Source organism: Luteibacter sp. P4_E6 (assembly GCF_056401535.1).
On the sequence record NZ_JBFUJE010000102.1, the window covers coordinates 1 to 11038 of the forward strand.

At 64.8% G+C, this 11038-nt stretch carries 13 protein-coding genes; 9 read left to right on the forward strand and 4 right to left on the reverse strand.

Annotation, left to right across the window (positions count from 1 at the left end):
• The 3 genes from AC1DT2_RS08695 to AC1DT2_RS08705 form a co-directional block, all read left to right on the forward strand.
• Positions 1-460 (forward strand): REP-associated tyrosine transposase (locus tag AC1DT2_RS08695; protein ID WP_477295876.1); only part of this gene is annotated, 460 nt, incomplete at its 5' end.
• 179 nt (positions 461-639) lie between these two features.
• Positions 640-1962, forward strand: coding sequence for an APC family permease (locus AC1DT2_RS08700; RefSeq protein ID WP_213949430.1), 1323 nt, complete (start codon positions 640-642; stop codon positions 1960-1962).
• Positions 1963-2076: 114 nt separating this feature from the next.
• The gene (locus AC1DT2_RS08705; protein ID WP_477295877.1) at positions 2077-4176 is read left to right on the forward strand and encodes a beta-agarase; all 2100 of its coding nucleotides are present in this window, start codon (positions 2077-2079) and stop codon (positions 4174-4176) included.
• On the opposite strand, the gene AC1DT2_RS08710 is transcribed toward AC1DT2_RS08705, so the two are convergent.
• The 4 genes from AC1DT2_RS08710 to AC1DT2_RS08725 form a co-directional block, all read right to left on the reverse strand.
• A complete protein-coding gene (locus tag AC1DT2_RS08710) occupies positions 4159-4341 on the reverse strand; it encodes a DUF2061 domain-containing protein (RefSeq protein WP_213949432.1) in 183 nt (60 codons plus the stop codon). The two genes, AC1DT2_RS08705 and AC1DT2_RS08710, sit on opposite strands and share 18 nt — an antisense overlap.
• A 107-nt stretch (positions 4342-4448) precedes the next feature.
• Positions 4449-4859 (reverse strand): hypothetical protein, encoded by a 411-nt coding sequence (locus tag AC1DT2_RS08715; RefSeq protein ID WP_063573898.1) that lies wholly within the window; start codon positions 4857-4859, stop codon positions 4449-4451.
• Between the two features lie 10 nt (positions 4860-4869).
• The gene (locus AC1DT2_RS08720; RefSeq protein WP_477295878.1) at positions 4870-5337 is read right to left on the reverse strand and encodes an Mpo1 family 2-hydroxy fatty acid dioxygenase; all 468 of its coding nucleotides are present in this window, start codon (positions 5335-5337) and stop codon (positions 4870-4872) included.
• 34 nt (positions 5338-5371) lie between these two features.
• A complete protein-coding gene (locus tag AC1DT2_RS08725) occupies positions 5372-6268 on the reverse strand; it encodes a phosphoribosylaminoimidazolesuccinocarboxamide synthase (protein WP_477295879.1) in 897 nt (298 codons plus the stop codon).
• Between the two features lie 207 nt (positions 6269-6475).
• On the opposite strand from AC1DT2_RS08725, the gene AC1DT2_RS08730 reads away from it, so the two are divergent.
• The 6 genes from AC1DT2_RS08730 to AC1DT2_RS08755 form a co-directional block, all read left to right on the forward strand.
• Positions 6476-6787 (forward strand): c-type cytochrome, encoded by a 312-nt coding sequence (locus AC1DT2_RS08730; protein WP_213949436.1) that lies wholly within the window; start codon positions 6476-6478, stop codon positions 6785-6787.
• Positions 6784-7599 carry a co-chaperone DjlA gene (gene djlA, locus AC1DT2_RS08735; RefSeq protein ID WP_063573952.1) on the forward strand — a complete coding sequence of 272 codons (816 nt, stop codon included), beginning with the start codon at positions 6784-6786 and terminating at the stop codon, positions 7597-7599. The genes AC1DT2_RS08730 and djlA overlap by 4 nt, the downstream gene beginning before the upstream one ends.
• Before the next feature lie 174 nt (positions 7600-7773).
• Complete coding sequence (gene rpe, locus AC1DT2_RS08740; protein WP_477295880.1) at positions 7774-8448, forward strand: ribulose-phosphate 3-epimerase; 675 nt, start codon at positions 7774-7776, stop codon at positions 8446-8448.
• A gap of 103 nt (positions 8449-8551) precedes the next feature.
• Positions 8552-9298 (forward strand): hypothetical protein, encoded by a 747-nt coding sequence (locus AC1DT2_RS08745; protein WP_477295881.1) that lies wholly within the window; start codon positions 8552-8554, stop codon positions 9296-9298.
• A gap of 16 nt (positions 9299-9314) precedes the next feature.
• Positions 9315-10091, forward strand: coding sequence for a hypothetical protein (locus AC1DT2_RS08750; RefSeq protein ID WP_477295882.1), 777 nt, complete (start codon positions 9315-9317; stop codon positions 10089-10091).
• A gap of 483 nt (positions 10092-10574) precedes the next feature.
• A partial coding sequence (locus tag AC1DT2_RS08755) for a response regulator transcription factor (protein ID WP_477295883.1) occupies positions 10575-11038 on the forward strand: 464 nt, incomplete at its 3' end.

Consider the following 11038-nt stretch of genomic DNA (forward strand, 5'->3'; position numbering starts at 1 on the left):
GCATTCCCCCCTGCTGCAATCCCATCGGCTTCGCCTGGCCCGTGTGTCGGAACCCGGCCGCATCTATCTGATTACCTCGGTGTGCTGGAATCGGGCGCCTGTCTTTCGCGATGTGCGCAACGCACGTATCGCTTCCCGTGTGTGTCATAGCCCGAAGACATGGCCGAATGCCACGTGTCTTGCGTGGGTGGTCATGCCTGATCACTGGCATGGGTTGATTGAACTGCATGAGGGTGATCTTTCCCGGACGATCGCCCGGTTCAAGGCGATGGTTTCGAGCAACATCAAGCGGAAGACGGGGCGGAAGTCGCCGGTCTGGCAAYGGACGTTTCATGATGCGGCGTTGCGGTCGGATGACGATGTTAAGGCTGCGGCGAGGTATCTGGTGGCCAACCCGTTGCGTGCGGGGCTTGCTGAGAGCGTTGGGGAGTATCCGTATTGGAATGCTGCTTGGCTTTAATGCCGCCTCGCTGACGCATCGGCCCCTGCTTGGTAGGAGCCGATTTATCGGCGATGGGTTGTGCGACACGGTTAGGGGTTCGCCGATGAATCGGCTCCTACCGAGCGGGGGCGCGGTGCCCTGTACGGATCTGCGTCCTGCCTCGGGACAAATTCTCAGCCTTATGGCATCGTCCGGGGATGTCTGCCCCTCAGCCTGCTCACTACCTCCGTCGCCTGGGTATCTGGGATGCCGCGATGATCGTCATCGGCGGTGTCATCGGTGCGGGTATTTTCCGTACGCCGGCCACCGTCGCGCAGCTCACCAGTTCGGGCGGGGAAGTCATCCTCTTCTGGACGTTGGGTGGCCTGCTTACCCTGGCCGGGGTGCTCTGTTACGCCGAACTCGGTGCGCGGCGGCCGCAGGCGGGTGGCACGTATGTGTATCTGCGCGAGGCCTTCGGTCAGTTGCCGGCCTTCCTGTTCGGCTGGACCATGGCGCTGATCAACTACCCGGGCAGCGTGGCCGCGGTGGCGACCACGTTCGCCGACTATGCGTGCCGCGCCATGGGCCTGCCGCATGAGTGGGTCAAGCCACTGGCCGTGGGTGCGATCAGCTTCATCGTCGCGGTGAACCTGTTCGGCATTCGCGCCGGTGCCCTGGTGCAGAACATCTTCACCGTGCTCAAGCTCGGCGCCGTGGCCCTGCTGATCGTGGTCGGCCTCTTCCTTGCGAAGGGTCATCTCGGTGCCGCCTTCGCCGCCGATCCGACGCACGACGTGCCCGTGAGCACGGTGATCGGTGCGATCCTTCCGGCCTTGTTCGCCTATGGCGGCTTCCATTACCTCAACGACCTCGCGGGTGAAGTGCGTGATCCGCAACGTACGCTGCCGCGTGCGCTGGGTCTGGGCATGCTTAGCGTCGTGGTCTGCTACGTGCTGGTGAACATCGCTTACATGACCGGCCTCGGTCATGCCGGTCTGGCCGCGAGCACCGCACCGGCAGCCGACCTCATGCGTCGCGTCTTTGGCGAATCCGGCGCGACGATCATCGCCGTCGGTATCGCATGCTCCACCTTCGGTTACTGCAGCATCGCCATTGCCGGTGGTGCGCGCGTGCTGCAGGTGATGAGCGCGGACGGGATGTTCTTCAAGCCGATCGCGCGTATCGAGCCGCGTACGGGCGCGCCACAGTTTGCGCTCGTCGCGCTGGGTGGCTGGGCGATCGTCCTGCTGGTTTCTGGCAGCTTCAACGCACTGCTCAATTACACGACCGTGGGCGAGTGGCTATCGCATGCGTTCGGCATCGCGACCATCTTCTGGTATCGCAAGAAATTGAAGTCGGAGCCATCGCCGTATCTGGTGCCGGGGTATCCGGTGTTGCCGTTGATTTTTACGGTGACGGTGTTGTGCGTGATTGCTGCCTCGGCGATTACGCAGCCGGGTGATGCGGGGATGAGCCTGGTGATTATTGCGATTGGTGTGCCGGTTTATTACATGTGGCGGAAGAGGCGGGCGGTTTAGGGCTTGCTGGTGATGTAGCGCTTGCCGGTGGAATAGAGCTCGCCGATGAATCGGCTCCTACCGGGCGGGGGCATCGCCGATGAATTGGCTTCCACAACGTGGCAGCATCGGGGGATGCGAACCTTTCTTTCGTTTTTGCTTATCGGTGCCACGGTGTCGGCGCAGGCCGCGACGGTGGATCTGGCTCATCCGGATGCCGTGCGTATGACGCCGAAGGGTGCCTCGCTGGATCCCACCATCTGTAAAGCAGCCGATGGCAGTGAGCTGGTCGCGGTGACCTTCCAGCCCTCCCCTTCGCCCTCGCTGGTGATCGCGCCGAAGCAAGGGAGTTGGGCGTGGCCCGCCGACGGCGCCATGCGTCTTCGCGTGCAGAACGGCATGCCCTGGCCGGTCACGCTCATCGTCGACATCGCCTCGAACGACAAGCACATCATGACCACGGTCGGCGTGCCTCCGGGGCCGCCGCAGACACTGTCGGTCTCGCTGAAGCCGACGTCGCCACGCGCCTTCGGCATGCAGGTCGGGCCGCCGATGCCGTTCGACGAAGGCAGGGAAAAGTGGCTCGTCGCCACGGCGGTCGAAGGCCAGGTCGATGCCGGCGCGATCACCTCGGTGACGCTGTCGATGCCACAGCCGGGCGCGGCGCAGACGCTGCTGTTCGGCAAGCTGGACACCGTGGCCGACGATGTCGATCTTCGCCAGGCGTATGCCGTCCTCGTCGATGGCCTTGGCCAGTACACGCGCAGCGCATGGCCAGAGAAGGTGGCCAACACCGAAGCGCTCAAGCAGCGCGCGAACGCGTTGCCGGCCGCGGCCCCTGTCAAGGGCCTCGATCAGTACGGCGGCCGCACCGATCTGCCCGCCTTGCAAAAAACCGGATGGTTCCACACGCAGAAACAGGGCAATCGCTGGTGGCTGGTCACGCCGGAAGGCCACGCCTTCTTCTCGCTCGGCGTGAACGCCGTGAACATGACGGACGGCCGTACCTACGTGCAGGGCCGCGAGTTCATGTTCGCCGACCCCGCCGCGGCCAACGGTAAGTTCGGCGGCACATCGGACAGTCGCAGCGATGCCGGCTCGCAGCGCGACAACGGCATGAACCACGGCCGCTGGTGGGACGTCTACGCAAACAACGTCGCGCGTACGCTGGGCGATAACCCCGAAGCCCCGTGGCGCAAACGCACGGTCGATCGCCTGAAGGCCTGGCGCTTCAACACGCTCGGCAACTGGAGTGATCCGGGCTTTGCTGGCGACCACCGGATCGCCTACACCGTGCCGATCCTCATCCACGGCGACTTCAACACGGTGAGCACGGGCTACGACTACTGGGGCCGCATGCCGGATCCCTTCGACCCGCGCTTCATCAAGGCGACCGAAGTCGCCGTCGCGGCGGCGAGCAAGGGCGTGCGCGACGATCCCTGGCTGCTCGGCTACTTTGCCGACAACGAACTGGCGTGGGCAGGGCAGGGACCGCAAGGCCGCTGGGCGCTCGCCGTCGGCAGCCTCGCGCAGGGGCCGGAGAGTCCGGCGAAGCAGGCGTTTCTCGCCTACCTGAAGAAGACGCATGGTGAGGCCGCAGCGTTTGCCAAGGCGTGGGGCGTCGAAGCGTCATCGTGGGACCAGGTGGCCGCGAAAGGCTTCAAGGCACCCGACCCGAGCGAAGCGCATCCCGCCGTCGCGGTGGACTACATCGCCTTCCTGAAACTCTATGCGGGACAGTATTTCCGCACCGTCGCGCAGACGCTGAACAAGGCCGATCCGCATCATCTCTTCCTTGGCGGCCGGCTTGCCGTGCGCACGCCGGAGACCGAAGAGGCGAGCGCCACGTACGCCGACGTGACCAGCATCAACACCTATACCGATCTGCCCGAGCACGGCTTCGACGTGGCCGAGTTCCGCAAGTTCGACAAGCCGGTGATGATCACCGAGTTCCATTTCGGCTCGGCCGATCGCGGGCCCTTCGGCAATGGCGTCGCCGCGGTAGGCAGCGAGGACGAGCGGGGTAAGGCTTACGCGCGCTTCGTGGATGCCGCGGTCGCATCGGGCGTGATCGTCGGCACCCATTGGTTTCAGTACGTCGACCAGCCGGTCACCGGTCGCATCCTCGACGGGGAGAACAGCCATATCGGCCTGGTCGGCATCACCGACATCCCGTTCGAGGGTTTCACGCGCGCCGTCACCGACGCGAACGCGCGCTCAGGCGGCGGGCGCTAGCTGCAAGCCGTTGCGCGTCTCGCGGGCCACTTCACGGCCGAAGGCGAAGGCCAACGGCTCGGCGAGGCCGACGATGGCGCTGAGGGCCACGTTCTGGTTCACCGCGTAACTCATCGAAAAGGCGATGCTGAAGTGCGTCGCCGCGTATTTGATTTTCCTGGCCACGGCCGGACTCTCCAATAAGAATGACTCTCATTATGGGGATGGCGAGCCCCGAGTCCAACTGATGGTTCGCATCGAATCGATAGGAGTTCCCTATCGACCGACGACCGTCAACGACGAATCGTCGTTCCGAGCACCATCGCCACGACCATGACCAGCGCGACGGCCATGCAGGCGCTGGTCGGCTTGACCCGGCGGGCATCGATCCGCGGCACCAGCCGCCAGATGAGGAAGGCGCCGATCAGCATGTCCAGCACCAGCGAGGCGCGCATCCAGGGCAGGACGAAGATCGACTGCCCCGGCGCCTGGCCGTGCTGCGCAGCGATCGCCAGACCGCCGGTAAGCACCGCGATGAGCGCCCAGATCAGGCTGGCCATGTAGGCACGGTTGAACACCACCGGCGTCTTCTCGAGGAAGCGTAGGGCTCCCCAGACGATAAGGGCAGGGATGACGGCGGCGGCGCTGGAGTAGATCACCCACCAGATAGCGGCGGAGAGGAAGGTCAGGAGAGGCTGGGTCACATGGCTTCCATCAGTACGCCGGGCCGAAGCGGCCGAGTGCCTTGCTCATCAGCCATGCCGGCCCGATGAGAAGGTACTGGAGGTCGGTCAGGAACGAGGGACGCTTGCCTTCGATCTTGTGCCCGATGAACTGGCCGATCCAGGCCACCACGAAGATGCCGATGGCCAGCCAGAGCAGACCGCTGCTGCCGATGGTGCGGTAGAGCGAATCGGTAACCAGCGCCAGCGAGAGGAAGGCGCCGGCCATGGCCAATCCGATCTTGCGCGACAGCCGGTAGTAGTAGAAGCAGAAGGCCAGGAACATGGCCAGCACAGCCCACAGGCCCGGACGACCGAGCCAGCCGGGCACCGGGATCAACCAGATCAGTGCGACCACCGTCCAGGTGATGGCCGGTACGCAGATCCAGTGAATCAGCCGATTCGTCGGGTTCTGATGATCGGCTGCGTAGTTGTCGAACCAGGTGGCTGCGTCGCGCATGGTCGTACCCCTGTAAGAACCTTCCAGCCAGAGCTTAGTCCAGTCGGATGCCCGCGAGCTTGTCCAGCGCCTCGGCGTACTTGTCCGCAGTGCCGTCGATGACATCCGCCGGCACCTTCGGCGCGGGCGGCGTCTTGTTCCAGCCGATCTGCTCGAGGTAATCGCGGACGAACTGCTTATCGTAGCTCGGCGGGCTGATGCCGACCTGGTAGTCGTCGGCCGGCCAGAAGCGCGAGGAATCCGGGGTGAGCATCTCGTCCATGATGTGCAGCACGCCGTTCTCGTCGGTGCCGAACTCGAATTTCGTATCGGCGATGATCACGCCGCGCTCGGCGGCATAGGCCGCGGCCCAGGCGTAGATCTCAAGCGTGGCCTTACGCACGGCGTTCGCCATGTCCTCGCCGACCAGGGCGACGACAGCCTCGAAGCTGACGTTCTCATCGTGGTCGCCCACGGCGGCCTTGGTCGACGGGGTGAAGATCGGCTCCGGGAGCTTCGCGGCCATCTGCAGGCCTTCGGGCAGCTTGATGCCGCAGATGTCACCGGTGGCCTGATACGACTTCCAACCCGAGCCGATGATGTAGCCGCGGGCGATGGCTTCGACCGGGACGGGTTTCAGGCGCTTGGTGATCACGGCGCGCTTCGCGTACAGCGCGGCATCCACGCCGGCCGGCAGCACCGAGGCGACGTCTTCGCCGGTGAGATGATTCGGAATGATGTGGGCGGTCTTGCCGAACCAGAAATTGGAGATCTGCGTGAGCATCTCGCCCTTGCCCGGAATCGGATCGGGTAACACCACGTCGAACGCCGAGAGCCGGTCCGTCGCCACCATGAGCAGGCGGTTGCCCGGCAAGGCATAGACGTCGCGGACCTTGCCGCGATGGATGAGGTCCAGGCCGGGCAGGTCGGATTGCGAGAGGGTGGTGGGCACGGCGAGGACTCCGGTAGGTACATTGCGAAGTTCGCCATTGTACCGGCCCCCTGCTCGGTAGGAGCCGATTCATCGGCGATGGGGTGCTGGCGACAACCTGGCCCGCTGCCGCGGGATCGCCGATGAATCGGCTCCTACCGAGCAGGATGGAAAGGCCGTAGGCGTTGGCCTGCTAGAATTTAGGGTTACTGCCCCCATTGCCCTGCCATGCGAATCCTGACGACCGCGGCGCTTGCCCTGGCCTTATCCGCCCCTGTCCTTGCCACGCCGCCCACGAAGCCGGCGCGCCTGGGACTGTGCGCGGCGTGCCACGGTGAAGACGGCATGGCACGCATTCCCGGCGCACCCAACCTGGCCGGGCAGAAACTCGATTATCTTCGCGAAGCGCTTCGCCAGTACCGCGATGGCCGCCGCGACATCCCCGTGATGCGCGCAGCCACCGGCCCCCTCACCGATGCGGAACTGGACCAGCTGGCCCAGTGGTTCTCCGCGCAAACCCCTTCCAGAGCGGCTCCATGAATTTTACCGGTACCTTCATCGGCATCGTCGCGGGCATCTGGTTGACCCACAACCTGCTCGGTGCCCTCATCGGCGGCGCCCTCGGCTTCATGTTCGACGCCAGTCGCCAGCAGAACCAGCGACGGCGCGCCCCCGCACAGGGCGGCTACATCTCGCCGCTGTTCGCGCTGATCGGCGCGGTGGCCAAGGCCGATGGACGCATCTCCGAAGCCGAGATCGCCATCGCCGAACGCCTCATGGCACGCATGGGCCTGGACCAGGACCAGCGCACGATCGCGGTGGGCGCCTTCAACGAAGGCAAGCAGCCGGAGTTCAACGCCGCCGAGGTGATCGACGAGCTTCGTCAGTGGGTCGGCCACCGTCGCGACCACGCGTTCCCGGTGATCGACGTGGTGATCGAGACGGTGCTCGCCGAGGGCAACCCGTCGCCCGAGAAGATGGCCATCCTGCGCCAGCTCGCCTTCGCCCTGCGCGTGAGCGACATGGAGCTGATGGCCCTCATGGCGATGAAGGGTTATGCCTGGAACGCCAACGCCGGCGGCCGCTCGTACGGCGGTAGCCAGGGTCGCACCGGTGGTGGCTATGTGCCGCCGCAGCGCAGCGCGCAAGGGCCGGACCCTTACGCGGTGCTCGGCATCCAGCGCGACACCGACGACCGCGGCATCAAGCGCGCCTACCGCAAGCTGATTTCGGAGCACCACCCGGACCGCCTTGGCGATCTGCCGGAAGATATGCGCCGTCGTGCGGAGTCGCGGGCGAGCGAGATCAATGCGGCGTATGAGCGGATCAAAGCCGAGCGCGGCTTCAAATAAGGCAATGTAGGAGCCGATTCATCGGCGATAGGGTGCTCGCCCAAAGCGCACACACACTAGAAATACCCGCCCCACTGGATCACGCTTGGCCAGGCCCCATGTTCTTCGGTACCTGGCCCGCTGGCGCGGGATCGCCGATGAATCGGCTCCTACCATTCAATTACGGTATCGATTATGTCCAAGCAATCCCCTGTCATCGCCCCGTCCATCCTCTCGGCCGACTTCGCCCGCCTGGGCGAGGACACGCGCAAGGTGCTCGACGCCGGCGCGCAGTGGGTGCATTTCGACGTGATGGACAACCACTACGTGCCCAACCTCACCATCGGACCGATGGTGCTGAAGGCGCTGCGTGACTACGGCATTACCGAGCACATCGACGTGCACCTCATGGTCAAGCCGGTGGACCGCATCGTGCCGGACTTCGCCAAGGCTGGCGCACGCAGCATCAGCTTTCATCCGGAAGCCAGCGAGCACGTGGATCGCACCATCCAGCTGATCCAGGGCGAAGGCTGCGAGGCTGGCCTGGTGTTCAACCCGGCCACGCCGCTGTCGTGGCTGGACTTCGTCATGGACAAGATCGACATGGTGCTGATCATGTCGGTGAACCCGGGCTTCGGCGGGCAGAAGTTCATCCCCTCTGCGCTGGAGAAGATCCGCCAGGTGCGTGAGCGTATCGACGCCAGCGGCCGCAAGATCCGTCTCGAAGTGGACGGCGGCGTCACCCCCGACAACATCGGCGCGATCGCGGCGGCCGGTGCCGACACCTTCGTGGCCGGCTCGGCCATCTTCAATGCGCCCGATTACGCCGACGTGATCCGCCGCATGCACGCCGCCATCGACGGCAAGTAAGTCCGCCGGCTCGGCCGGCCATAAATAAGATTTCACGAATAAAAAGCAAACTGGGTGGTACTGTAATCAAGGCTCGGGGTGGGTCACAGTCGAGGATGTGCTTATGAAAGCGTTGTCCGTACTGAGCCTTGCCGCCGCAATGTTTATCGCATCGACGGCCGCCCAGGCCGCCGATCGCCCGGTCCCCTTGCCTGACCAGCAGGCCAAAGTCGCCGACTCGTTGCAGCCCTGTCCGGGTGGCCTGGAGCGCTTCTTTCCGGGTGAATATTATTTCTGCGCAGCCGCCAACGACTTCTGGAGCGGCCATATGGGCCGGGCGCGCGAAAACCTGAAAGACGCCGCCCGCTGGGCGAGCAAGCCGGCCCAGTACGCGCTTGGCGTCATGTACTTCAACGGCGACCACGCCGACAAGAATCGGCCACTCGGCCTGGCGTGGCTCGCGATCGCCGCCGAGCGACACGACCCCGCGTACGAGCCCACCTTCATCTCCGCCTACCGCCAGGCCACGCCCGAAGAACTCGCGCAGGCCGACGCGTATTGGAAGGAGCTCAAGCCTGTGTACGCCGATGCCGTCGCGGCGCCGCGCGCCGGAAAGCAGTTCGACCGCGCATACCACGAGATCGAATGGGCCGCGAATTTCGGCGGCAGTGTCTTCATCGATGGCGTATTCATGCCCACGGTCTCCACGCCGACGGCGGACAACGAACCCCTGCTGAGCGGCTTCAGTGTCGCGCGGCTGCTTCAGTCCCAGAAAGCCATGTACTTCTATGGTTACGATAGCCACGTGTTTGTAGGCGAAGCCGAGCTCGTGCCCGTCAGCCAGGTCGTGGCACGCAAGACCGACGATTGATCAAGGAGAGAACCCCATGAAGCATTTTCATGTCGCCGCACTTGCCCTTCTCTGTGCCGTCACCGGTGTCGCTTCGGCATCGGATGCCGCCACCTCGGCGTCCGATGCGAAGGCGCAGATCCGCAAGACCATCCAGGGCTGTGCCCAGGGCCTGGAGCGCTTGCTGCCCGGGGACTATTACTTCTGCGCCGCCGCGCGCGACCTCAGCCACGGGCATAACAGCTTGTCGCGCGAACGCCTGCGCGACGCCGCGCATTGGGCGAGCAAACCGGCGCAGTACGCCCTCGGCCTGATGTACTTCAACGGTGACGAAGGCCCGTCGAACCGGCCGCTCGGCATCGCGTGGCTGGCACTGGCCGACGAGCGCCACGACCCGCGTTTCGAAGGTTCCTTCATCAAGGCCTATGCGCAGGCCACGCCAGCCGAGCGCGCACAGGCCAATGAATACTGGTTGCAGCTGAAAGAGGATTACAGCGACGCCGTGGCTGGGCAGCGCGCGCGCCGCCGGTATACCAATGAAATGCGCAACATCGAGGCCGCTTCGATGTTCGGCGGCTCGGTCTTCATCGACGGCATCACGCCGCCCAATGGTCCGGGGTTTGGCGAGTTCAACAATGGCGAAACCTCACGCGTCTCCGGTCAGACGGGCTTCGCCGTCAACCGGACGCTGAACAAGGCGGGCGAGGAGTTCTTCCGTGGCATGGCCGGTACCGTCACCGTCGGCGAAGTCACACCCGTCAACCTCGTGCCGATCGGCCAGGTCGTCGCCGAAACGCCAAAAGCCCCGGATTAACCGGGGCGTGCGGAATCGCTAAATCGGCAGCCACTCAGGATCAGGCTCCGCCACCCCAGCGGCTGGCGCACTTCCGTGCGCACCAGCCGCGCCAAGGCCTTCCATGGCCGGTTCCACGAAGTCGTCGAAAAGATCCATAGGATTCTCCCGTCTCAGTGCATGCCGAACAGGACGCCCAATACGAGGGCGCCAATGGCCAGGGCCACGCGGAGCGGCTCGAAGTCGCGTTCCAGTTCGGTGTTGTCAGCGTCGGGTTTGGTTTTCATGGTTCCTATCCTCGGCGCCGGGTCGGTAGGCGGAGCGTCCGCATTCGGGCAATCCGCAGGCCGTTTGTGGCAAATCCCGGGCAAACAAAACGTGTAGGCGCCCGGGCCGGGCAGGGGTGCGAGAAGGGGCAAGACGCGGGCAATCGCTGCCGGGGCCTTGCGGACGGGGCGTGCGCATAGGAACCTGCGCTGGCAAATTCACCTCAACGGAATGCCCATGGCCCGCAGCATCGCCATCGTCGAAGACGAACCCCTCATCCGCGCCAACTACGTCGAGGCGCTCAACCGCTTCGGCTACGAGGCCCGCGGCTACGGCTCACGCGGGGAGGCTTCCATGGCCTTCGCCATGCGCCTGCCGGAACTGGTCATCATCGACATCGGCCTGGGCGACGAGCCGGAAGGCGGCTTCGACCTTTGCCGCGAGCTCCGCGCGAAGTCGGCCACACTGCCGATCATCTTCCTCACCGCGCGCGATTCGGATTTCGACGTCATCTCGGGCCTGCGCCTGGGCGCCGACGACTACCTGTCCAAGGACACCAGCCTGCACCAGCTCGCGGCGCGCATCGCGGCGCTGTTCCGCCGTATCGAATCGCTGAAGGCCCCGGCCTCCAGCGAGACGGTGATCGAGCACGGTCCGCTGAAGCTCGAGTCCGAGCGCATGCGCATCCTGTGGAACGGCAT

Coding starts and splice junctions, on each gene's coding strand:
- djlA (WP_063573952.1), top strand. CDS start 6,784: ATGAATTTTACCGGTACCTTCATCGGCATCGTCGCGGGCATCTGGTTG.
- AC1DT2_RS08700 (WP_213949430.1), top strand. CDS start 640: ATGTCTGCCCCTCAGCCTGCTCACTACCTCCGTCGCCTGGGTATCTGG.
- rpe (WP_477295880.1), top strand. CDS start 7,774: ATGTCCAAGCAATCCCCTGTCATCGCCCCGTCCATCCTCTCGGCCGAC.
- AC1DT2_RS08705 (WP_477295877.1), top strand. CDS start 2,077: ATGCGAACCTTTCTTTCGTTTTTGCTTATCGGTGCCACGGTGTCGGCG.
- AC1DT2_RS08750 (WP_477295882.1), top strand. CDS start 9,315: ATGAAGCATTTTCATGTCGCCGCACTTGCCCTTCTCTGTGCCGTCACC.
- AC1DT2_RS08720 (WP_477295878.1), bottom strand. CDS start 5,337: ATGCGCGACGCAGCCACCTGGTTCGACAACTACGCAGCCGATCATCAG.
- AC1DT2_RS08745 (WP_477295881.1), top strand. CDS start 8,552: ATGAAAGCGTTGTCCGTACTGAGCCTTGCCGCCGCAATGTTTATCGCA.
- AC1DT2_RS08730 (WP_213949436.1), top strand. CDS start 6,476: ATGCGAATCCTGACGACCGCGGCGCTTGCCCTGGCCTTATCCGCCCCT.